Source organism: Paenacidovorax caeni, assembly GCF_001298675.1.
In the GTDB taxonomy this organism is placed as follows: Bacteria; Pseudomonadota; Gammaproteobacteria; order Burkholderiales; family Burkholderiaceae_C; genus Paenacidovorax; species Paenacidovorax caeni.
This window is the reverse complement of record NZ_CYIG01000024.1, coordinates 1-21,094: the sequence shown is the minus strand read 5'-3', so window position 1 is coordinate 21,094 and position 21,094 is coordinate 1. Positions and strand designations below refer to the sequence as shown.

Genomic DNA, 21,094 nt, shown 5'->3' with positions numbered 1-21,094 from the left:
GGAGCCGTTGCGTCATGCCATACCTTGAAGAAGACCTCCATCACCTGGCGCAGGAGCATGGTGTGCTGTTGCGTCGCTACAGCGCATTGCAGCGCCGCTGCACAGAGCACGCCCACGCCCAGGCGCAGGAAATCGCCCGGCTGCAGCAGCAGGTCATGCGCCTGCGGGCGCAGCGCATCCAGCGCGACAGCGCGCTGGCCTGGGAGCGCGAGGACCGCCAGCGGCTGCTGGCGGCCATCGCCGACGGGCCCGCGCTGGCACTGGCGCCACACACCGATGGCGACGCCCATGCCGATGCCGAGTGGTTCGAACACAGCCTGCGCTGCGCTGACCTGGTGATCTGCCAGACCGGCTGCGCAAGCCACGGCACGTTCTGGCGCGTGGAGGACCACTGCAAGCGCACGGGCAAGACCTGCGTGCTGGTGGAGCAGCCCGGCGCGCTGCGCATCGTGCGTATCCATCCTGCCGCCCCGTACGAAGCCGAGGCTTGCACGCCCCTGGACGAGAAGACCATGCCGTAAGCCATGGCCTGCAGCCCCAACCGCCCGCCCGCGCCACCGCCCTGAGCCTCCTGGCTACATTGGCGCCTTACCTTATATTGGGCAGGCCACCAGAACGTCTGGCGCGCCCGCCCCCGGCAACCGCGCTGCGCCTGGACGGTGAATCTGGTGCCGCAGTGCAACGCCAAAGCGCGTGCACTGCGGCAGCGCGTCGCCCCCTGTCCCGCTCACCGCATAACCACAACGCATGCCCTCTTGTCCCCTGCCCCGCCGCCGCCTGCTGGCCCTGCTGCCCGCCACCGCACTGCTCGCCGCCTGCGGCAAGCGCGCCCCCAAGGGCCGCCCCATTGCCCAGGGCAGCAACGTGCTGGCGCTGGGCGATTCGCTGACCTCGGGCGTCGGCGCCGATGCCGCCACCGCCTATCCCGCCGTGCTGCAGGAACTGACGGGCTGGCAGGTCGTGAACGGTGGCGTCTCTGGCGACACCAGCGCCCAGGCGCTCACGCGCCTGCCCACGCTGCTGGAGCAGCACCGGCCCGCGCTCGTCATCGTCGGCATTGGCGGCAACGACTTCCTGCGCCAGATGAGCGCTGCAGGCGCCAAGGACAACATCCGCGCGATCTGCCGCGCCGCTACCGCAGCGGGCGCGCAGGTAATGCTGGTGGCCGTGCCACAGTTCTCGCTGCTCGCAGCCAGCACCGGCAGGCTCACCGACCACCCGCTCTACGCCGAGCTGGCCAGCGAGTTGCGGCTGCCGCTGTACGAGGGCGGGTGGGCCGAGGTACTGGGCGACACCCGCCTGCGCTCCGACCAGGTGCACGCCAATGCCAAGGGCTACCGCCAATTCGCCGAAGGACTGGCGCAGCGGCTGCGCCAGGTGGGGCTGCTGGCGTAACTCCTGAAACCATAGCTGCCAGCGCAATCCCCGTAATGCTTTCAGCCCAAAAACCCTGAAAATTCGCCATGATGGACAACCCGGCTATCGCCATTCGCCCCGCCCGCTTTCCTGACGACCTGGACACGGTCGTCGCCATCTTCCAGGAATACGTGCGCAGCCCGCAGGCCGACCTGGGATTCCAGGACTACGAGGCCGAATTCGCCGCGCTCCCCGGCAAATACGCCGCGCCCGACGGCCAGGTGTTGCTGGCCTGGCGCGAGGGCCAGGCCGTGGGCTGTGCGGCGCTGCGCCGCGTCGATGCGCAGACCTGCGAACTCAAGCGCGTGTACGTGCGCCCTGCCGCGCGCGGGCTGCAAGCAGGCCGCCAACTGGTCGAGCGCATGCTGCAAGAGGCCCGGCAGGCGGGCTACGCGCGCATGTGCCTGGACGTGTTGCCCGAATTCCAGGCCGCGCGGGCGCTGTACGCATCGCTGGGCTTCGTGGATGCCGCGCCGGTCAGCCACAACCCGGTGCCAGGCACCAGCTTCCTGGCGCTGGATATGCGCGCTTGATACGTTTTTGATAGCTTTCAGCGCTTATCCCGCAAGCGCTAGAGCCACTTTTCATTCCAACTCACAGTAACTCACAGACGCCGTAACACCCCGGCCTCAAAAAGCGCTACAACGAGCGCCCCCCGCCCCTGCCCCGTAGAATCGCTCCCCACAGACAACTCCGCTTGTGCCGCGTGACGGCTAAGAGGGACGCCCCCGCCTCGGGGTGCGCTGCAGCCCCCGAGGCCGCTCCAACGCCCAAGCCGTGTTTGCGTGTTTCGCGTTGCCCGCACCGGAGTCCCTATGCCCCCCGCCTTCTTCCTGAGTCGATTCGCCCTGGCGCTGCTGTTCGCACCGCTGGCGGCCGGCGCCCAGCTGCGCGTGCAGGACGCCTCGGTGCTTGCGGGCACCTGCCTGAACTGCCACGGCCCCGAGGGCCGCTCGGCGGGCGCCATCCCCAGCCTGCGCGGCCACACCGCCGGCTACCTGCTGCAGCGCCTGCAGGCCTTCCGTACGGGACAAGCGCCGGACGCCACGGTGATGACGCGCCTCATGAAAGGCTATGACGACGCGCAGGTCGAGGCGCTCGCCCACTGGTTCGCCGACAAGGAAGGCCGCTGATGTCCTGTACCCGACGCACCGTGCTCGCCAGCGCCCTCGCGCTGCCCGCCTTCGTGCATGCCCGCGCCGGCGCTGCCCACGTGGTGGTGGTGGGCGGCGGCTTTGGCGGTGCCACCGCTGCGCGCTACCTGCGCCAGCGCGCGCCAGACGTGCGCGTGACGCTGATTGAGCCTGCCCAGCGTTTCTACACCTGCCCGTTCTCCAACCTCTACCTTGCGGGTCTGCGCACCTGGGACAGCATCGGCCACGGCTACGCCGGCCTGCGCGCTGCAGGGGTGGAGGTGGTTCATGCGCGCGCCGAGGACGTGGACGCCGCCGCGCGCACGCTGCGCCTGTCGAACGGCCAGACGCTGCGCTGGGACCGCCTGGTGCTCTCGCCCGGCGTGGACATGCGCTGGAATGCCTTGGAGGGCTATGACGCCGCCGCCGCTGAAAAAGCGCCGCACGCCTGGAAGGCCGGCCCGCAGACGCTGCTGCTGCGCCGCCAGCTCGAAGCCATGCCCGACGGCGGGCGCTTCGTGATGGTGATCCCCGACAACCCGTTCCGCTGCCCGCCCGGCCCCTACGAGCGGGCGGCGATGGTGGCGCACTACCTGCAGCAGCACAAGCCGCGCAGCAAGGTGCTGCTGCTCGACGCCAAGGACAGCTTTTCCAAGCAGGCGCTGTTCCAGCAGGGCTGGAAGGCGCTGTACGGCGACATGATCGAGTGGGTCAAGCAGTCTGACGACGGGCAGGTGATGCGCGTGGACGCTGAAAAGCTGGAGGTGGAAACCGCCTTCGGCACGCGCCACCAGGCCGACGTGCTCAACGTGATCCCGCCGCAGAAGGCCGGCTTCATCGCCGAACGCGCGGGCGTGACCGATGGCAGCGGCTGGGTGCCCGTGAAGGCCGAGAGCTTCGAGTCGCGCCAGGTGGCGGGCATCTATGCAGTGGGCGATGCGACCATCGCCGCCCCCATGCCCAAGTCAGGCTTCGCAGCCAACACGCAGGGCAAGGTGGTCGCCGCTGCCATCGCGGCGGACCTGCTGGGGCGGGCCGCGCCCACGGCCGCCTACGCCAACACCTGCTACAGCCTGATCGGGCCGGGCTACGGCATCTCGGTGGCCGGCGTGTACCGCGCCGAGGGCGGCAAGCTCATCGAGCCCACAGGCTCGGGCGGCGTAAGCCCGCTGGATGGCCATGCCGGCTACCGCGCGGCAGAAGCGCGCTACGGGGAGGCGTGGTACGCGGCCATCTCCGCCGACATCTGGGATAGATAAATGCACACCCCCCTGTGGCGCTACGCGCCTTCCTCCTTCTCTCGCATCGCTGCGCGCTGCGGGAAGGGGGACGCTGCCAGTGCGGCGGGGCGGCCCCCTTTGCACGGTGGCCACTGGCTTGGCTCGTGCCAGTTTCAAAGGCCGCGTGCAACGCGCGGCGCGGTGGAGCACTGACGTGTTGCTCTGGGCCGGATTCCTGTTGGGCTGCGTCTTCGGTGTGGCCGCGCGGCTCGGGCGCTTCTGCCTGCTGCGTGGGCTGCGCGAAGCGCCCGCGTTGCGCGCCTTCGCGCTGGCGCTGGCCGTGGCGCTGCTGGCCTCGCAAGCGCTGGCCTGGGCCGGATGGGCCGACCTGGACACAGCGCAGGTCGTGCGTGCGCGCTTTTCGCTGCCGGGCGTGCTCATCGGCGGGCTGCTGTTCGGCGCGGGCATGGCGCTGGCGCGCCAGTGCGGCGCGCGCGCCCTGGTGCTGCTCGCGGGGGGCAACCTGCGCGCGCTGGTGGCCCTGCTGTGCCTGGGCCTGGCCGCGCAGGCCACGCTGACGGGGGTGCTCGCACCCGTGCGCCAGTGGCTGCAAGGCTGGGGCGTGGTGCAGCTCGAACACGCAGCGCTGCCGCAGTGGCTGGCGGCGCAGGGCCTGCCTGTGGGCGCCGCCACGCTGGGCGCGGCGGCCGTACCCGCGCTGGCGCTGCTGGCCTACGCGCTGCGCCAGGTGCGAGGCAACGGCGTGGCGCTGCTGTGCGCGGCCGCCATCGGCGCACTGGTGGCGGCTGGCTGGTGGGTCACGGCGCAGGTGGGTGCCGATCCGTTCGAGCCCGCGCCGCTCACGTCCCTGAGCTTCATCGGCCCCGTGGCCGAGGGGCTGCTCTACCTGCAACTGGCCGTGGGCCGCGAATTCAGTCTGGGCCCGGCCATCGTGGCGGGCACGCTCACGGGGGCCTGTGCCACCGCGCTGCTCACGCGCACAGCGCGCTGGGAGGGCTTCGACAGCCCGGCGCGCCTGGCCGCCTCGGCGGGCGGCGGGCTCTTGATGGGCCTGGGCGGCGTGCTGGCCGTGGGCTGCTCCATCGGCCAGGGCCTTTCAGGCCTCTCGACGCTGGCTTTTGCCAGCCTGCCCGCCTGCGCGGGCATCGTGGCGGGCGCACTGCTCGTCCTCCCCTTTTCCAACCCGTCAACCCAAGGAGACCGCCATGCAACGACGTAGCTTCCTCATCACCCCGCCCGCGCTCGCCATGGGTGCCATGGCTGGCGCCGTAGCCGGCCCGGCCCTGGCCGCACCGGCCGTCATCAGCCCGCAGTCGCGCATCCTGCCGCGCCAGGGCAAGGCGCCACGCATCGTGATCTGCGGCGGCGGCTGGGGCGGCCTGACGGCCGCGCGCTACCTGCGCGAGCTGATCCCGAATTCCGACGTGGTGGTGCTGGAGCGCAACCCCACGTTCTGGTCCGGCCCCATGAGCAACAAGTGGCTGGTGGACATTGTGAACACCGACTTCGTGCAGCACGACATGCTGCGCCCGGCCAACAAGTACGGCTACACGCTGCTGCAGACCGAGGTGACGGGCTTCGAGCGCGACAAGAAGCTGGTGCGCACCTCGCACGGCCTGGTCGAGTACGACTACCTGATCCTCTCGGGCGGCATCCGCGATGCGTGGGATGCCTGGTATGGCGACGACCAGCGCGCCATCGAGCACACGCGCCGGCACTTCGCCAGCGCCTACATCCCCAACCAGCAGATGTTCGGGCTCAAGCAGCGCGTGAAGGACTTCAAGGGCGGCACCCTGGTGATGACGCTGCCGCCGCCGCCGCACCGCTGCCCGCCCTCGCCCTATGAGCGTGCCTGCCTGATCGCCTCGCACATCAAGAAGAACAAGATCCCCGGCAAGATCGTCATCCTCGACCCCAAGCCCAAGATCGCGCCCATCGGCGTGGGCTACAAGCAGGCATTCGAGGAGCTGTACCCGGACATCATCACCCACGTGCCCAACGCGCGCGTGCAGGAGGTGGACCCGTTCGCCAAGCGCATCAAGACCACGGCCGGCGAGCTGAAGTTTGACGAGGCCATCCTGATGCCACCGCACCAGGCCGCCGACATGGTGTGGCACGCAGGCCTGATCGGCAAGGACGCAACCACCGGCAAGCCCACCGGCTGGGCCGACATGCACCAGCGCCTGTTCCACGCCAACGGCGACGACAGCGTGTACTTCGTGGGCGACCTGATGGGCGCCATCTCGCCCCAGTTCGGCCACTATCCCAAGAGTGCGCATGTGGCCAACTTCATTGGCCAGATCGTTGCCAAGTACATCGCCCAGCGCGTGGCGGGCCAGGAGATCAAGCCGCTGCTGCCCGACAACCTCTGCTACATGATGGTCAACACCGAGCCGCAGGAGGAAATCTCGGTCAAGTTCGAGTACGAGGTCGATGCAAAGGGCCAGGTCAACCAGACGCAGATCGACATGGACGTACGCTCGGCCGACCTGGTGAAGGAAGACTTCGCCTGGGCGCGCTCCAAGTTCAGCGACTTCCTCGCCATCTGAGCCCATGCAGCGCAGAACCCTGATGGCCGCCAGCGCCGCCGCGCTGGCCTTCCCCGCTCTGGCCCAGCCGCAGAGCAAGACGCCGCTGAGCAATGCGGCCCTGGCGCCGAACCCGGCCGAGTTCCGCAAGGCCATGGCCGATTTCACCCAAGGGCGCAAGCCCCTGGCGGAAGGCCTGCACCTGGACGTGCCCACGCTGGCCGACAACCCGGCCGCCGTGCCGGTGAAGGTCAAGGTGACGCTGCCGATCACCGCGCAGGACTGGTGCGAGGAAATCATCGTGCTGGCCGACCTCAACCCCGCGCCCCTGGCCTGCCGCCTGCAGTTCACGGCGGCGGCCGGCACGGCCGAGGCCGCCGTGCGCGTGCGCCTGTCGCAGTCGCAGACGGTGCACGCGCTGGCGCGCATGAAAAGCGGCAAGCTGCTCGCGGCCAGCCACGCAGTGACGGTGGCCGCCAGCGGCTGCGGCATGTGAGGACGACCCCATGAACCAGAAACCACCCCGCGTCTGGATCAGCAACGCCAGCCCCAAGAAGGGCGAGGTGCTGCGCGTGCGCGCGCAGATCGAACACGTGATGGAAAGCGGTCTGCGCCAAGACGAGGCCGGCAAGATCCGCCCGCGCAACATCGTCACGCGTTTCGAGGCGCACCTGGGTACGGCCCTGCTGTTCGCCTGGGAGCCGGGCATTTCCATCTCGCAGAACCCCTACATCGAGTTCACCTTTCTCGCACGCGAGAGCGGCGAGCTGCGCCTGCACTGGAAGGACGACACAGGCCAGACGGCGAGCGCCAGCAAGGCCATCAGCGTCAGCTGATCTTTGAAGCAAAATAAGCTGCCAGCGCTTATCCAGAAAGCGCTGGCAGCTATCAATTTAAAAGCATCAACGCCTGAACTTGCCGTTGGCAGCGACAATGGACAGGTCGGCGTACTCCAGTCCCGAATGCCGGGCCGGGGTGTACTCCAGCGCCAGCCCACCCAGGTCGTAGCGCCCCAGGGTGTCCAGCGCCTGGTGCAGGCTGGCCCGTGTGATGCGGGGCGCCGCGCGGCGCAGGCCTTCAACCAGTACCTTGGCGGCGGCGAAGCCTTCCAGCATGGCCGGGCTCACATCGTCCAGCCCGCGCGCCTTGGCCAGTTGCGTGGCTTCGCGCACCAGGCCGAAGTTCAGGCTCGACGGCATGACCTGGCTCACCACCACGCCCTTGGCGTCGGCGCCCAGCAGTTTGACGAAGCCTTCCGAGGCATTGTTGGAGAGCGTCAGGTGCTGCCCGCCAATGCCGGCCGCCTTCAGGCTGCGAATGCCCTCAACCACCGCCGTGCCCGAGCCGATGACCAGCACCGCCTGCGGCGCGGCCGCCTTGAGCGTGGGCAGCAGCGGTGCGAAGTCAGGCTTGGCACGGTCGAACTTGGCCACGGCCACGGGCTCCAGGCGGCCCTGCTGCAGCCCCTGGCGCGCGCCCTCCAGACCGTCGGCGCCAAAGCTGTCGTCCACGTGCACCACCGCCACACGCGTGATGCCCACGGACAGCAGGTGCGCCATGGCATGCCGGGCCTCGCGCTGGTAGGTGGCGCGCACGTGGAAGATGTAGGGCTTGACCGGCTGGTGCAGCACGATGGCGCCCGTGGAGGGGCCCACCATGGGTACGCGGTGCTGCTCCAGCACCGTGTTGATGGCCTCGGTATGCGGTGTGCCCCGGCTCATGAACAGAGCCACCACGCCGCGCTCCTCGATCAGCACGCGGGCATTGGCCTCGGCCTTGCGCACGTCGAAGGCGTCGTCCAGCGTGATGACCTCGATCTTCTCTCCGGCCACGCCGCCCTTGGCGTTGACGGCATCGAGGTACAGCTGCGCGCCGAGCATCGATTCCTTGACGGTGGCGGCGACCGCGCCGGTCACGCCCACCGTCTGCCCGATGCGAATCTGGGCCGTGGCAGCCTGGGCCGCCAGGCCCAGGGCCACCGCCAGCGCCAACCGCCGTGCGTGGCGCCACATGGCTAGAGCATCCCCAGCCAGCGCGGGAACCACAGGCTCAGGCCCGGCCAGTAGGTGACCACAACCAGGAAGCCCAGCATCGCCAGCAGCCAGGGCCATACGGCCACCGTCAGCTCGGTGATGCCCATCTTGGTGATGCCCGAGGCCACGTACAGGTTCAGGCCCACGGGCGGGTGGCACATGCCGACCTCCATGTTCACCACCATGATGATGCCGAAGTGCACCGGGTCGATCCCCAGCTTCATGGCCACCGGGAACAGGATGGGCGCGAAGATCAGCATGATCGACGACGGCTCCATGAAGTTGCCCGCCAGCAGCAGGATCACGTTCACGGCCAGCAAGAAGGTGATCACCCCCATGCCGTTGCTGAGCATCCAGTCGGCCAGGGCCTGCGGGATGTTCTCGTTGGTCATGATGAAGCTGAACAGCACCGCGTTGGTGATGATGTACAGCAGCATGGCGCTCATGTTGGCCGAGTTCAGCAGCACCTTGGGCACGTCCTTGAGGCTCATGTCCTTGTAGATGAACACGGCCACCACGAAGGCGTACACCGCGCTCATGGCCGCTGCCTCGGTGGGCGTGAACATGCCGGTATAGATACCGCCCATCACCACCACGATCAGGAACAGGCCCCAGGCCGACTTGCGGAAGGCCGTCCAGCGCTCGCCCCAGGTGGCCTTGGGCAGGCGCGGGTAGTTGTACTTGCGCGCACGCCACCAGGTCACGCCACCCAGCACCGCCGCCAGCACCAGGCCCGGCACCACGCCGGCCATGAACAGCGCGCCCACCGAGGTGTTGGTGGCCACGGAGTACATCACCATCACGATAGACGGCGGGATCAGGATGCCCAGGGCGCCCGAGGTGGTGATCACCCCCGCGCCGAAGCGGTTGGGAAAGCCCGCCTTGACCATGGCGGGCAGCAAGATGGAGCCGATGGCCACCACCGTGGCCGGGCTGGAGCCCGAGACGGCAGCAAACAGTGCACAGGCCAGCACCCCGCCCAGCCCCAGGCCACCGTACCAGTGGCCCACCATGGCGGTGGCGAAGTTGATCATGCGCTTGGCAACACCCCCGTGGGTGAGGAAGTTACCCGCCAGGATGAAGAACGGGATCGCCATGATCTCGAACTTCTCGATGCCCGTGAACAGCTTGAGCGCCACCGATTCCAGCGGCACATCCGTAAAGCCGAACAGGAAGGTGAGAACCGTCAGACCGAGCGAGATGGACACCGGCATGCCGGTGAGCATCAGCACGGTGAGGATGATGAAGATGATGGCGGCGTTCATTTCTTGGCCCCTGCGCTGTGGTCGGTTTCGTCGGGATGCAGGTTGTCACGCATGGCATAGGGGTTGTAGTCCTGCGCCGGTGCTTCTTCGTCGTCCAGGCCATCGACGTGGCCATGGTCGTGGTGCGGCAGATCGCCGGTGCGGATGAAGCCCACCAGCACCTGCAGGAAGCGGAAGCACATCAGGCTGCTGCCAAAGGGAATGGCGCTGTAGACCCCCCAGGTCGGCCATTCCAGGTCAGGGGTGGTCGGGCCTTCAATGAGGGCGTCCACGTTCATGCCCAGAAACTTGAAGACGGCGTAGTGCGCACCGTTTTCCCAGACAAACGTGGCGCCCATGGTGGCCACGATGCCGGTGAACAGAGCCCCGGCGCACAGCCCCAGGATGATGAACTTGTGGCGGGCCGCAACGCTCAGGCGGTTGATGAGCACGTCCACGCCCACGTGGATGCCGGTGCGCACCCCGTAGGCAGCACCAAACTTGGCCATCCACACGAACATGATGATGGTCAGCTCCTGCGCCCAGGTCATGTTGATGGACAGCAGCCAGTCTTGCAGGCCCGGCACATCAAAGCCGGCTGCATAGCGGTGGACCACAGAAACGAAGACGATGAGCGTGGCAGCGCCCATCAGGAAGGTGATAAGCCACTCTTCCAGGTGATTGAGGAATTTCATGGAGGTTCTCCGTAGAGATCAGTGCGCAGTGCACCCCGAAGGCGCACAGTGGGTGGCACCGCCGGGCATCCCCGGAGGCAGGTGCCACCCCCAGACCGGGGCGTTGCGCTACACCCCGGCCGGTGTTTCAGGAGATCAGAGCTTGGAAGGATCGAAGCCCGTGGCCTGGTACACGTCCTGGATGGTGTCCTTGCCAATCCGGCTGGACATCTTGTTGTGCACCGGCACCAGGGCCTTCTTCAGCGCCAGGCGTTCCTCGGCGGTGGGCGTGTAGATGGTGGTCTTGCCGCTCTTCTTGACCGCTTCCATCGACTGGTCGTTCTCGTCCTGCGCGATCTGGTTGGCATAGGCTGTGGCCTGGCGCATCGCGTCGTTCAGCTGTTCACGCACGTCGGCGGGCAAGCCATCCCAGAACTTCTTGTTGACGATCACTGCGTAGCCCAGGTAGCCGTGGTTGGTCATGCTGACGTGCTTCTGCACCTCGTGCATCTTCTGCGTGTAGAAGTTGGAGGGCGGGTTCTCGGTGCCGTCCACCACGCCAGTCTGCAGGGCCTGGTAGGTTTCGCCGAAAGCGATCACCTGCGGCATGCCGCCCAGCGCGCGGATTTCCTCTTCCAGCACCTTGGAGGACTGGATGCGGTACTTCAGGCCCTTGTAGTCGGCCACGGTCTTGAGCGGCTTGTTGGCCGAGAAGACCTTGAAGCCGTTGTCCCAGTAGGCCAGGCCGGTGATGCCACGCGACTCCAGCTTCTTCAGCAGCTTGGCACCCACGGGGCCGTTCGTCACCTTGTGCAGATCGTCGCGGTTGTCGAAGATGAAGGGCAGATCGAACACTTCGAACTCCTTCACGCCCAGCGGGCCGAACTTGGCCAGAGACGGTGCCAGCATCTGCACCGAGCCGAGCTGCAGCGCTTCCATCTCTTCCTTGTCCTTGTACAGCGCGCTGTTGGCGTACACCTCGACCTTGACCTTGCCCTTGGTCAGCTCATTGGCCTTCTTGGCAAAGAACTCGGCAGCCTTGCCCTTGGGGGTGTCCTGCGCCACGACGTGGCTGAACTTGATGACGGTCTGCGCCTGGGCCAGGCTGGCGCCTACGGCCAGCAGCGCGCAGGCCAAAATTTTCTTGACGGGAAATTGCATGGGAGTCTCCTTCAAGGGTTAGAAATCACAACGGCGCGGACTGTATGCCCGGCGCGCCTCCCGCGTAACTGTGGCGTTCCACAGCTAGGGTTAACCCTTTATCCCGTGCTTCGGTCGTGTTGAACCTGGTCGAGCCACTGGCGGCCAATGCGCCGCTCCAGCCCCTGGTACACCGCGGCGGTGGCCGCGCGCAGCTGCTGGCGCTGCGCCGCGCTGGGGGCATGGATATGAATGCCGCCACTTTCGCGCAGGGTGGCCAAGGCCTGCTCGTTCTCGCTGCGGGCAATGGCGTTACCCCAAGCCAGCGCCTCCTCCAGCGCTGCGGCCACGAGCTGGCGGTCCGGGCCGGCCAGATTCGCCCAGAAGCGCTGGTGCACCACCACCGCATACCCCAGGTAGCCGTGGTGCGTCAGGCTCAGGTGCGTTTGCACCTCGTGCATGCGCTGGGTCCAGAAGTTGGAGATGGGGTTTTCCGTACCGTCCACCACCCCCATGGCCAGGGCGCGGCGCGTCTCGCCAAAATCCAGCACTACGGGCCGCGCGCCCAGTGCGCGCATCTGGTGCGCGATCACGCGCGAGCCCTGTACGCGCATGCGCAGCCCGGCAAAGTGGTGCGGTGCCAGCAGCGGGCGGTTGGCACTCATGTGCTTGAAGCCGTTGTCCAGGTAGCCAAGCCCTACCATGCGCTGGCGCGCCAGCCCTGCCAGCAGCGCCTGCCCCAGCGCTCCCTGCATGGCACGGTACACCTGCTCACGCGTCTCGAACAGGAACGGCAGGTCAAACAGTTCGAATTCAGGGAAACCAATGCGCCCGAACTTGGAGAGCGACGGCGCCAGCATGTCCACCGCGCCCAGCTGCAGCGCCTGCATCTCGTCGGCGTCGCCGAACAGCAGCGAGTTGGGGTACACCACGACGTCGATGCGCCCTTGGCTGCGTGCGCGCACCAGCTCGCCAAAGCGCTCCAGCGCCAGCCCCTTGGGCGTTTGCCGCGCCACCACGTGCGACAGGCGGATGGTGACCCGGGCCTGCGCGCGCGCCCGCTGCGCCAGCCCACCCAGGGCCAGCGCCTGGAGGCAGCGGCGGCGAGAGAGCGGGGCATAGGACATGGCCGTTATTATCAAACCGCCTCTGCCCTGCCTGCCCCCACCTTGACGCCCCAAGCCCCCGACGACTTCGCGCTGCTGCACGCCAGCGCCCGCCCCATGACCGACCGCAGCCGACGGACCGTGCTGTGGATGATGGGCTTTGCGGTCCTCATCGTCAGTGCCGTGGTGGCTCTGGTGTGGTACCTCGACAGTTTCGAGACCGAGGAAGAAGAACGCCGCCGCGGCGCCGACGCGCAGTGGCTGGAGCAGAGCGTGCAGTTCCACTTCCGCCGGCTGGAAGACGACATGGCCCTGCTCGCGCGCCGTGCCGCGCTCGACGGCCCGCAGACCCTGCCCAGCCCAGGCCAGGGTGCCGATGGCGAGGCGCCCACCGGCCTGCTGTGGCGCGCCCCTGGCGTGGTGCTGGCGCATGGCTGGGTCACCAGCGCGCCCAGCGGCGACGCGCCCCCAGCCTGGGAGGACGACATGGTCCTGCACGACAGCAACCGCCAGGCGCTGCGAACCCTGCAGGACATCGTGGGCAACCTGCGCCGCGCCAGCTATGCCGGCCCCATGCGTGACGCCAGCGGCCACCCCACGGATCGCGTCTGGCTGGCCGTACCGTACTTCGACGGAACGCGCCTGCAGGGCATGCACGTGGCCGCCCTGTCCATGCAGCAGGCGGTGGACGTGCTGCTGCCCCCTTGGTTCCTCGAAAGCCAGACCGTGCGCCTGGTGGTCGACGACGCAGCCCCGCCCCCCGACGCCGGCACGCAGGCCGTGGGCCCCTACCGCGCGGTGATGAACCTGCCTGGCACCGACCTGATGCTGGAGGTGGTGCCACAGGGCCCGCAGAGCTCGCCCGTGCCACGCATCTTCTTCGTCGTGGCACTGCTGTTCCTGCTGGGCATGCTGGCCAGCCTGGCGGCGCTGCGGCGCGACATCGTCAAGCGCCAGCAGGTACAGCAGCGCCTGCAGGCCGAGGTGGCGCTGCGCTCGGCCATGCAGCGCTCGGTGACGATCGGCATGCGTGCCTGGGACATGAAGGGCCGCATCCTGTACGTGAACGACGCCTTCTGCACGATGGTGGGCTACGCTGCGCATGAGCTGCGCGGCGCCAGCGCCCCACTGCCCTACTGGCCTGCCGACCAGGCCGAGGAGATCGACGCGCTGCACCGCTCCGTGATCCGCCAGGGCACGGGCGCTGAGGGCATAGAGATGCAGTTTCAGCACCGCGACGGTCACCGCGTGGATGTGCTCATCCACGAGTCGCCCCTGACGGCTGCCGACGGAACGCAGCTGGGCTGGATGAGTTCCGTGCTCGACATCAGCGAACGCAAGCGCGCCCAGCAGCTCGCCGCACTGCAGCAGGAAAAGCTCGAGGCCTCGGGCCGCCTCGTGGCCGTGGGCGAGGTGGCCTCCACCCTGGCGCACGAGCTGAACCAGCCCCTGGGCGCGCTGGCCAGCTTCGCCAACGGGCTGGTCAACCGCCTGCGCGCCGGCACCATCGGCGTCGACGAGATGGAGCCCGTGGTGCAGCGCATGGCCCAGCTGGCCGAGCGCGCGGGCGGCGTGATCCAGCGCGTCAATGCCTTTGCGCGCAAGCGCGAGCTCAACCTCACGCAGGTCAACCTCTCGGCCCTGGTGCGCCGCGTCTGCACCAGCGTGCAGGAAGCCCACGCCACCCCCTTGACGCTGCTGCTGCCCGCGCAAGACCTGTGGGTGCAGGGCGACGCGCTGCTGCTCGAACACCTGGCGCACAACCTGTGCAGCAACGCCCTGGCCTGGGCGCCCCAGGGACGCGAGCCGCCCCAGGCGCAGGTGCGCCTGGCCGCTGCGCCCTGCGCCAACGAACCCTGCAACGGCCACCACTGCGTGGCCCTGGCGGTGGCCGACAACGGCCCCGGCGTGCCCGAGGAAGCGCGCGCGCGCATCTTCGACGCTTTCTTCAGCACCCACGCCGGTGGCATGGGCATGGGCCTGGCCATCTGCCGCTCCATCACCGAAGCCCACCATGGCCGCATCCTGGTGGGACAGGACACGCAGCTTGGCGGCGCGCTGTTCACCGTGCAACTTCCCCTCGCATCCACGCCATGAACGACACCCCCCACCGCATGGACATCCACATCGTCGACGACGACGCCGACGTGCGCGACGGCCTGGCCTGGCTGTTTGACTCGCGCGGCTGGCAAACGCGTGCCTGGGCCAGCGGCACGGCGCTGATCGACGCCCTGCGCCCGCTGCAAGGCCAGTCCTGGGGCGCGGCCGTGGTGCTGCTCGACATGCGCATGGAGCCGCTCTCGGGCCCCATGACCTTCGAGCAGCTCAAGGCCCTGGGTTGTCCCTGGCCGGTGCTGTTCCTCACCGGCCACGGCGACGTCGGCAGCGCCGTGGAGGCGGTCAAGAACGGCGCCTGGGATTTCCTTGAAAAGCCCTTCCAGGACAACATGCTGGTGGACCGCGTCGAGCAGGCCATGCGCGCCGTGCGCGCGCAGACGGAAGCCGAGCGCGAGGCCCAGCGCCTGCGCCAGGCCCTGGCGTCCCTGAGCCCGCGCGAACGCGAGGTGCTCGACGAGCTGATCCGTGGCCACTACAACAAGAACATCGCCGAGCACCTGGGCATCACGGCGCGCACCGTGGAATTCCACCGCGCCAACATCTTCGAGAAGATGGGCGTGGAGTCAGCCATCGAGCTGGCGCACAAGCTCGGGCGCCTCACGCCCATGGGTGGCGGGCGCTGAAAACTATCAAAAAGAGAGCTGCCAGCGCTTTCCAGCAAAGGGCTGGAGCCGCTTTTTCCTCTTATTCTTCGCCCCCTGCCATGCCCTGCCGCGCACGCCACTGCAGCGGCGTGCACCCCGTCCAGCGCTTGAACGCGCGCCAGAACACCGCCGGTTCGGCAAAGCCCAGCGCCTGGCCGATGTCGGCCAGTGCGCGCCCGGGCTGCGCCACGGCCTGCAGCGCGGCCTCGCGCCGCACGGCGTCCAGCAGCGCCGAGAAGCTCAGCTGCTGCGCCTGCATGCGCCGCGCCAGCGTGCGCTCGCTCAGGCCCAGCGCCTGCGCGGCCTCGGCGCGCGTGGGCACGCGGCCCGGCAGCGCGGCGGCAATCCAGGCGCGCAGCTCCTGCGCCAGTGCGCCGCCCTCGTGCAGCACGGCCAGGCGCTGCGCCGCGTACTGGTGGTGAAGGCGCGCCAGCTGCGCGTCGGCCTGGGGCAGGGGCGCATCCAGCAGCGCGTTGTCCAGCAGCACGCCGCTGAATGCCTGCTCGAACGCCACCGGGCAGCCGAAGGCCTCGCGGTAGCCTGCCAGCGGCCCCACGCGCGGCTGGCTGAACTGCACCTGCAGCGGGCGCACAGGCTGCCCCGTGACCCAGCGCGAGAACGCCACTACCGCCGCCAGAACGGCCTCGATCTGGTGCGGGCTGAACGCCAGCGCGCCCTGACGCGGGTGGTAGACCACCCAGCCTGCCTGTGCGCCCGCGACCACCTGGAAGCGCCCGCCGTCGCTGATCAGGCGCTGGTACTGCTGCACCATGCCGATCGCCGCGCGCAGGCTGGGCGCGGACTGCAGCAGGTAGCTCACCACGTTGAAGCTGCCCGGCCCCACCAGCGCCCCGGCCTTGAGGCCGAAGCCCGCGTCCTGCGTGCAGTGCACGGCCGCACGCCACAGCCGCGTGATGTGGTCAATGGGCCAGCGCTCGCGCGCCAGCTCTGCCGGGGCCATGCCGGCCTGCGCCAGCAGGCGCTCGCGCGGCACGCCGGCGCGCTCGCCCGCCGCCAGCACGGTATTCACCCAGCTCATCGACACACTGGCCTGCAAAGTCAAAACAGATGGCCTTTAAAGTCAATAAAAACCCATCATAAGGGGCTAAGGTGATCCCCAGCGCGCCGCCCAGAGCGCGCAACAGGAGACAGCCGCATGGCAACCCAACATTCCGACGCCGTCGTCCTCGGCGGCGGCCTGGCCGGCATCGTGGCCGCGCTGGAGCTGCTGCGCGCAGGCCAGCGCGTCACGCTGGTAGACCGCGACACCCCCGAGCGCCTGGGCGGCCTGGCCCTGTGGGCCTTTGGCGGCATGGCCCTGGTGGGCACGCCGCTGCAGGCGAAGATGAAGATCCCCGACACGCCCGAACGCGCGCTGGCCGACTGGCTGCGCTTTGGCGAGCTGGACGCTGACGACCACTGGCCCCGCGCTTGGGCGCGGCACTACGTGGAGCATTCGCGCGCGCAGGTGCACGACTGGCTGTTGCAGGAGGGCGTGAAGTTCATGCCCGCGGTGAACTGGGTGGAGCGCGGGCTGCACGGCGACGGCAACAGCCTGCCGCGTTACCACATCGTCTGGGGCACCTCGCGCGAACTCACGCGGTGCCTGATCGCGGCGCTACGCCGCGCGGGCGAAGGCGGCAGGCTCACGCTGCTGCACGGCCACCGCGCCACAGCACTGGACCACCAGGGTGGACGGATCTCCGGCGCCGTGGCGGTGAACGAAGCCACGGGCGAGGAAGTACGCCTGCAAGCCCCGGTGGTAGTGCTGGCCATGGGCGGCATCAACGGCGGGCACGAGGAGACCCGCGCCAACTGGCCCCAGGGCCGGCCCCGCCCCGCCGCCATGCTCAATGGCGCGCACCCCTTCGCCGATGGCAAATTGCACCGCCACGCCGCCCGCCTGGGCGCGCAGATCACGCACGCGGGCGAAATGTGGAACTACGCCGCCGGCTTTCCGCACCCCTTTCCGCATTTTGAAGGGCATGGCCTGTCGGCCATTCCCTGCAAGTCGGCGCTGTGGCTGAACCACCGGGGCGAGCGCATCGGCCCCGCGCCGCTGGTCACCGGCTTCGACACGCACTGGCTGTGCCAGCGTGTGGCCGCGCAGGAAAAGCCCTGGACCTGGCACCTGCTCAACTGGCGCATCGCGGCCAAGGAGTTCGCCATCTCCGGCGCCGAGCACAACCAGCGCATCCGCGACAGGCAATTCCCGCAGTTCCTCAAGGAAACGCTGCTGGGCAACCACCGCCTGGTGCGCCAGATGCAGCGGCAAAGCCCGCATTTCCTGGTGGACGACACGCTGGCGGGGCTGGCCGCGAAGATGAACGCGCTCACCGCGTCGCTCGACGTGCGCCCGGATGTGCTGCAGGCCACGGCCGATGCGTTCGACGCCAACTTTGCCCACGGCGCCAAGCTGCACAACGACGACCAGATCCGCCGCATCCTGCACGCGCGCCAGTGGGGCCCCGACCGGCTGCGCACCTGCGCGCCCGCACCGCTGCAAAAGCCCGGCGCGGGGCCGTTCATTGCCATCCAGATGCAGCTCATTACGCGCAAAAGCCTGGGCGGGCTGCAGACGGACCTGCACAGCCGCGTGCTCGACGGCGCAGGCCAGCCCATCGACGGCCTGTACTGCGTGGGCGAGGCGGCAGGCTTTGGCGGCGGCGGTGCGAGCGGCAAGCGCTCGCTGGAAGGCACTTTTTTGCCCGGCTGCATCCTCACCGCACGCGTCGCAGCGCGCGCCATCACCGGGAGGGCCGGCGCATGACCCACTACCCCGCATCGGTCGCCGACTGGCGCCGCCAGGCCGAGAGGCGCCTGCCGCGCTTTCTGTTCGACTACATCGACGGCGGCGCCAGCGACGAGCGCACGCTGGCCGCCAACGTGCAGGACTTCGCCGCCCTGCGCCTGCGCCAGCGCGTGCTGGTGGACGTGGCCCAGGTGGACACACGCGCCCCCCTGGCCGGCCAGCCCTGCGCGCTGCCGCTGGCGCTGGCGCCCATCGGCCTGGCGGGCATGGCCGCGCGCCGGGGCGAGGCGCAGGCCGCGCGCGCGGCGCACGCCGCGGGTGTGCCATTCACGCTCTCCACCGTGGGCATCTGCCCCATCTCCGAGGTGGCGGCGGCCGCCGGTACGCCGCCCTGGTTCCAGCTCTACATGCTGCGCGACCGCGGCGCCGTGCGCGCGCTGCTGGACGGTGCCTGGGCCGCCGGCTGCCGCACGCTGGTCTTTACGGTGGATCTGCCGCTGCCCGGCATGCGCCTGCGCGACATCCGCCACGGCATGGCCGCGAGCGGCGCGCGCCCGGCGCTCATCCGCGCCGCACAGGTGCTGGCGCGCCCCGGCTGGGTGCAGGACGTGGCGCTGCGCGGCCAGCCGCTGCGCTTTGGCAACCTGACCGCGCAGGTGCCCGGCGCGCGCGACCTGGGCGCCTTCAAGGCCTGGGTGGACGCGCAGTTCGACCCCAGCGTAACGTGGCAGGCCATCGACTGGCTGCGCGGCCAGTGGCAGGGCCGCCTGCTGCTCAAGGGCATTCTGGACGTGCAGGACGCCCAGGCCGCCGTGCAGGTGGGCGCGGACGGCATCGTCGTCTCCAACCACGGCGGGCGCCAGCTCGACAGCGTGGCCTCCACCGCCGCCAAGCTGCCCGCCATCGCCCAGGCCGTGGGCGCGCAGACCGAGGTGCTGGTGGACGGCGGCGTGCGCAGCGGCGTGGATGTGTTCAAGGCCCTGGCCCTGGGCGCGCGCGGCGTGCTCATCGGCCGCCCCTGGGTGTGGGCGCTGGCGGCGCAGGGCGAGGCGGGCGTGCGCACCCTGCTGGCCCAGTGGCAGCGCGAGCTGCTGCTGGCAATGACGCTGGCGGGCGTGACGCGCGTGGCCGACATCGGACCCCAGCACCTCGACACGGATTGGTAATGAAAAACGGCTCCAGCGCTTACCCATCAAGCGCCAACAGCTATTAATAAAGAAGCAAGGAGATTCCCATGAACGGCGCACAAGCCCTGCTGAAAACCCTGGCCGATGCCGGTATCGAGGTCTGCTTCACCAACCCCGGCACGAGCGAGATGCACTTCGTCGCCGCGCTGGACAGCGAGCCGCGCATGCGCGCCGTGCTGGCGCTGTTCGAGGGCGTGGCCACCGGCGCGGCCGACGGCTACGCGCGCATGGCGGACAAGCCCGCCGCCACGCTGCTGCACCTGGGTTGCGGCCTGGGCAACGGCCTGGCCAACCTGCACAACGCACGCAAGGGCAAGGTGCCGGTGGTCAACATCGTGGGCGACCATGCCACGTACCACACGCAGTACGACGCGCAGCTGCAGTCCGACATCGAGACCGTGGCGCGCAACGTCTCGCCCGGCTTCGTGCGCACCGCGCAAAGCACTGCGGCCCTGTGCCAAGACGCGGCAGACGCCATTGCTGCCGCGCGCGGCCTGCCGGGCCAGGTGGCCACGCTGGTCCTGCCGGCCGACGTGTCGTGGGGCGAGGGCGGCCAGCCCTGCCCGCCCCCAGCGCCGCCGGCGCCCACCGCTGCCAGCGACGAAGCCGTGCAGGCCATCGCACAGGCCATCCGCGCGGGCGAGAAGACCATCGTGCTGCTGGGCGGCCACGCGCTGCGCGAGGGGGCGCTGCGCAGCGCCGCGCGCATTGCGGCCCACAGCGGCGTGCAGTTGCTCGCCGAGGTGTTTCCCACCCGCATGGAGCGCGGCGCGGGCCTGCCCGCCGTGGAGCGCGTGGCCTACCTGGCCGAGCTGGCCGGCGTGCAACTGGCGGGCGCGCGGCACCTGGTGCTGGTCGATGCGAAGTCGCCCGTCTCGTTCTTCGCCTACCCCGGCAAGGCCAGCGACCTGGTGCCCGCGGGCTGCACGGTGCACACCCTGTGCAGCCCGGCGCAGGACGCAGCGGCAAGCCTGGACAAGCTGTCCGCCGCGCTGGGCGCCAGCGCCACGCAGCCGCCCCTGGCCCCGGCGCAGCGCCCCGGCCGTCCGCGCGGACCGCTCACCGCGCCCAAAGTGTGCAAGGCCGTGGGCCACCTGCTGCCCGAGAACGCCATCCTCATCGACGAGGCCATCACCTCCGGCCTGATGCTGGGCGTGATGACGGCGGGCTGCCCGCACCACGACCTGATCACGCTGACCGGCGGGGCCATCGGCCAGGGCCTGCCCAATGCCGTGGGCGCGGCCATCGCCTGCCCCAACCGCCCGGTGATCGCACTGATCGGCGACGGCACCGCGATGTACACCATCCAGGCGCTGTGGAGCATGGCGCGTGAAAACCTGCATGTGGTGTCAGTCATCTTCAACAACGCCAGCTACTCGGTGCTGAACGTGGAGCTGGAGCGCGTGGGCGCCGAGAAAGCGGGCCCCAAGGCCAAGTCGCAGCTCGACCTGAAGGGCCCGGTGCTGAACTTTGCCCAGCTCGCGCAGGGCATGGGCGTGCATGCGGTGCGCGCCAGCACGGCCGAGGACTTCTGCCAGGCGCTGGAATACGCGCTGGCGCACCCCGGGCCGCACCTGATCGAGGCGCTGGTGCCCGAGTCGCTCGCCGGCCCGAAGCGCAAGGTGCTGCCCTGGCTGCTGCGCGCCCTGCCCAGCCTGCCGCCGCAGGTAGCGCGCGCGCTCAAGCGCAAGATTGCGCCGTAGCCCCCGTAAAAAGGCCCCGCAGTGCGGCAATGCCGCTAAGGAAGGTCTGCAAAACCCCTGGTCATTCCGACTGGCGCAGAGCCTGATGAGGACCGACGATCACGGACATGGATCAGATCACGCTTGGCCTTGACCCCCTGCCCAAGAAAACCCGCAAAGAGGTCTTCCTTGAAGA

The 21,094-nt window shown here is 69.3% G+C and carries 20 protein-coding genes; 14 read left to right on the top strand and 6 right to left on the bottom strand.

Translation table 11 applies throughout. The features are described from left to right. Positions 1 to 14: 14 nt before the first annotated feature. From BN2503_RS11290 to soxZ, 9 genes are all read left to right on the top strand, one after another. Positions 15 to 521, top strand: a complete 507-nt coding sequence (locus BN2503_RS11290; protein ID WP_082366567.1) for a DUF2325 domain-containing protein — start codon at positions 15 to 17, stop codon at positions 519 to 521. 226 nt (positions 522 to 747) lie between these two features. Further along, on the top strand, positions 748 to 1,395 hold the full coding sequence (locus tag BN2503_RS11285; RefSeq protein ID WP_054256766.1) for a GDSL-type esterase/lipase family protein: 648 nt from the start codon (positions 748 to 750) through the stop codon (positions 1,393 to 1,395). Positions 1,396 to 1,466: 71 nt separating this feature from the next. Next, on the top strand, positions 1,467 to 1,949 hold the full coding sequence (locus BN2503_RS11280; protein ID WP_139235463.1) for a GNAT family N-acetyltransferase: 483 nt from the start codon (positions 1,467 to 1,469) through the stop codon (positions 1,947 to 1,949). A 282-nt stretch (positions 1,950 to 2,231) separates the two neighbouring features. After that, positions 2,232 to 2,549: a c-type cytochrome gene (locus BN2503_RS11275; RefSeq protein ID WP_054256764.1), complete on the top strand. Its 318-nt coding sequence runs from the start codon at positions 2,232 to 2,234 to the stop codon at positions 2,547 to 2,549. After that, positions 2,549 to 3,808, top strand: coding sequence for an NAD(P)/FAD-dependent oxidoreductase (locus BN2503_RS11270; protein ID WP_054256763.1), 1,260 nt, complete (start codon positions 2,549 to 2,551; stop codon positions 3,806 to 3,808). The genes BN2503_RS11275 and BN2503_RS11270 overlap by 1 nt, the downstream gene beginning before the upstream one ends. Before the next feature lie 175 nt (positions 3,809 to 3,983). Further along, the gene (locus tag BN2503_RS11265) at positions 3,984 to 5,009 is read left to right on the top strand and encodes a YeeE/YedE thiosulfate transporter family protein (RefSeq protein ID WP_054256784.1); all 1,026 of its coding nucleotides are present in this window, start codon (positions 3,984 to 3,986) and stop codon (positions 5,007 to 5,009) included. After that, positions 4,996 to 6,339 carry an FAD-dependent oxidoreductase gene (locus BN2503_RS11260; protein WP_054256762.1) on the top strand — a complete coding sequence of 448 codons (1,344 nt, stop codon included), beginning with the start codon at positions 4,996 to 4,998 and terminating at the stop codon, positions 6,337 to 6,339. The genes BN2503_RS11265 and BN2503_RS11260 overlap by 14 nt, the downstream gene beginning before the upstream one ends. Positions 6,340 to 6,343: 4 nt before the next feature. Further along, complete coding sequence (locus tag BN2503_RS11255; RefSeq protein WP_054256761.1) at positions 6,344 to 6,814, top strand: thiosulfate oxidation carrier protein SoxY; 471 nt, start codon at positions 6,344 to 6,346, stop codon at positions 6,812 to 6,814. A gap of 10 nt (positions 6,815 to 6,824) precedes the next feature. After that, positions 6,825 to 7,154, top strand: coding sequence for a thiosulfate oxidation carrier complex protein SoxZ (soxZ, locus tag BN2503_RS11250; protein WP_054256760.1), 330 nt, complete (start codon positions 6,825 to 6,827; stop codon positions 7,152 to 7,154). A 66-nt stretch (positions 7,155 to 7,220) separates the two neighbouring features. Here the strand turns inward: soxZ and BN2503_RS11245 are convergent, their stop codons facing one another. The 5 genes from BN2503_RS11245 to BN2503_RS11225 form a co-directional block, all read right to left on the bottom strand. Beyond that, a complete protein-coding gene (locus tag BN2503_RS11245; protein WP_054256759.1) occupies positions 7,221 to 8,330 on the bottom strand; it encodes an ABC transporter substrate-binding protein in 1,110 nt (369 codons plus the stop codon). 2 nt (positions 8,331 to 8,332) lie between these two features. Further along, a complete protein-coding gene (locus BN2503_RS11240; protein WP_054256758.1) occupies positions 8,333 to 9,616 on the bottom strand; it encodes a TRAP transporter large permease in 1,284 nt (427 codons plus the stop codon). After that, positions 9,613 to 10,290: a TRAP transporter small permease gene (locus BN2503_RS11235; protein WP_054256757.1), complete on the bottom strand. Its 678-nt coding sequence runs from the start codon at positions 10,288 to 10,290 to the stop codon at positions 9,613 to 9,615. The genes BN2503_RS11240 and BN2503_RS11235 overlap by 4 nt, the downstream gene beginning before the upstream one ends. A gap of 135 nt (positions 10,291 to 10,425) precedes the next feature. Beyond that, positions 10,426 to 11,430, bottom strand: coding sequence for a TRAP transporter substrate-binding protein (locus BN2503_RS11230; protein WP_054256756.1), 1,005 nt, complete (start codon positions 11,428 to 11,430; stop codon positions 10,426 to 10,428). Between the two features lie 98 nt (positions 11,431 to 11,528). After that, positions 11,529 to 12,536, bottom strand: coding sequence for a DctP family TRAP transporter solute-binding subunit (locus tag BN2503_RS11225; RefSeq protein ID WP_054256755.1), 1,008 nt, complete (start codon positions 12,534 to 12,536; stop codon positions 11,529 to 11,531). A gap of 42 nt (positions 12,537 to 12,578) precedes the next feature. Between BN2503_RS11225 and BN2503_RS11220 the strand changes: the two genes are divergently transcribed. Both BN2503_RS11220 and BN2503_RS11215 read left to right on the top strand, forming a co-directional pair. Continuing rightward, the gene (locus BN2503_RS11220; protein WP_074930341.1) at positions 12,579 to 14,612 is read left to right on the top strand and encodes a two-component system sensor histidine kinase NtrB; all 2,034 of its coding nucleotides are present in this window, start codon (positions 12,579 to 12,581) and stop codon (positions 14,610 to 14,612) included. Further along, the gene (locus tag BN2503_RS11215; protein ID WP_054256753.1) at positions 14,609 to 15,256 is read left to right on the top strand and encodes a response regulator transcription factor; all 648 of its coding nucleotides are present in this window, start codon (positions 14,609 to 14,611) and stop codon (positions 15,254 to 15,256) included. Before BN2503_RS11220 ends, BN2503_RS11215 begins: the two co-directional genes overlap by 4 nt. 61 nt (positions 15,257 to 15,317) lie before the next feature. Here BN2503_RS11215 and BN2503_RS11210 read toward each other — a convergent pair whose 3' ends face one another. Further along, the gene (locus BN2503_RS11210; protein ID WP_233495056.1) at positions 15,318 to 16,316 is read right to left on the bottom strand and encodes an AraC family transcriptional regulator; all 999 of its coding nucleotides are present in this window, start codon (positions 16,314 to 16,316) and stop codon (positions 15,318 to 15,320) included. 117 nt (positions 16,317 to 16,433) lie between these two features. On the opposite strand from BN2503_RS11210, the gene BN2503_RS11205 reads away from it, so the two are divergent. The 3 genes from BN2503_RS11205 (at position 16,434) to BN2503_RS11195 (ending at position 20,919) form a co-directional block, all read left to right on the top strand. Further along, positions 16,434 to 18,047 (top strand): FAD-binding protein, encoded by a 1,614-nt coding sequence (locus BN2503_RS11205; RefSeq protein ID WP_054256751.1) that lies wholly within the window; start codon positions 16,434 to 16,436, stop codon positions 18,045 to 18,047. After that, complete coding sequence (locus tag BN2503_RS11200; protein WP_054256750.1) at positions 18,044 to 19,195, top strand: L-lactate dehydrogenase; 1,152 nt, start codon at positions 18,044 to 18,046, stop codon at positions 19,193 to 19,195. Before BN2503_RS11205 ends, BN2503_RS11200 begins: the two co-directional genes overlap by 4 nt. 68 nt (positions 19,196 to 19,263) lie before the next feature. Continuing rightward, positions 19,264 to 20,919, top strand: a complete 1,656-nt coding sequence (locus tag BN2503_RS11195) for an acetolactate synthase large subunit (RefSeq protein WP_054256749.1) — start codon at positions 19,264 to 19,266, stop codon at positions 20,917 to 20,919. Positions 20,920 to 21,094 lie beyond the last annotated feature (175 nt).

Coding starts and splice junctions, on each gene's coding strand:
- BN2503_RS11290 (WP_082366567.1), top strand. CDS start 15: ATGCCATACCTTGAAGAAGACCTCCATCACCTGGCGCAGGAGCATGGT.
- BN2503_RS11285 (WP_054256766.1), top strand. CDS start 748: ATGCCCTCTTGTCCCCTGCCCCGCCGCCGCCTGCTGGCCCTGCTGCCC.
- BN2503_RS11280 (WP_139235463.1), top strand. CDS start 1,467: ATGGACAACCCGGCTATCGCCATTCGCCCCGCCCGCTTTCCTGACGAC.
- BN2503_RS11275 (WP_054256764.1), top strand. CDS start 2,232: ATGCCCCCCGCCTTCTTCCTGAGTCGATTCGCCCTGGCGCTGCTGTTC.
- BN2503_RS11270 (WP_054256763.1), top strand. CDS start 2,549: ATGTCCTGTACCCGACGCACCGTGCTCGCCAGCGCCCTCGCGCTGCCC.
- BN2503_RS11260 (WP_054256762.1), top strand. CDS start 4,996: ATGCAACGACGTAGCTTCCTCATCACCCCGCCCGCGCTCGCCATGGGT.
- BN2503_RS11255 (WP_054256761.1), top strand. CDS start 6,344: ATGCAGCGCAGAACCCTGATGGCCGCCAGCGCCGCCGCGCTGGCCTTC.
- soxZ (WP_054256760.1), top strand. CDS start 6,825: ATGAACCAGAAACCACCCCGCGTCTGGATCAGCAACGCCAGCCCCAAG.
- BN2503_RS11245 (WP_054256759.1), bottom strand. CDS start 8,330: ATGTGGCGCCACGCACGGCGGTTGGCGCTGGCGGTGGCCCTGGGCCTG.
- BN2503_RS11240 (WP_054256758.1), bottom strand. CDS start 9,616: ATGAACGCCGCCATCATCTTCATCATCCTCACCGTGCTGATGCTCACC.
- BN2503_RS11235 (WP_054256757.1), bottom strand. CDS start 10,290: ATGAAATTCCTCAATCACCTGGAAGAGTGGCTTATCACCTTCCTGATG.
- BN2503_RS11230 (WP_054256756.1), bottom strand. CDS start 11,430: ATGCAATTTCCCGTCAAGAAAATTTTGGCCTGCGCGCTGCTGGCCGTA.
- BN2503_RS11225 (WP_054256755.1), bottom strand. CDS start 12,536: ATGTCCTATGCCCCGCTCTCTCGCCGCCGCTGCCTCCAGGCGCTGGCC.
- BN2503_RS11215 (WP_054256753.1), top strand. CDS start 14,609: ATGAACGACACCCCCCACCGCATGGACATCCACATCGTCGACGACGAC.
- BN2503_RS11210 (WP_233495056.1), bottom strand. CDS start 16,316: ATGAGCTGGGTGAATACCGTGCTGGCGGCGGGCGAGCGCGCCGGCGTG.
- BN2503_RS11205 (WP_054256751.1), top strand. CDS start 16,434: ATGGCAACCCAACATTCCGACGCCGTCGTCCTCGGCGGCGGCCTGGCC.
- BN2503_RS11200 (WP_054256750.1), top strand. CDS start 18,044: ATGACCCACTACCCCGCATCGGTCGCCGACTGGCGCCGCCAGGCCGAG.
- BN2503_RS11195 (WP_054256749.1), top strand. CDS start 19,264: ATGAACGGCGCACAAGCCCTGCTGAAAACCCTGGCCGATGCCGGTATC.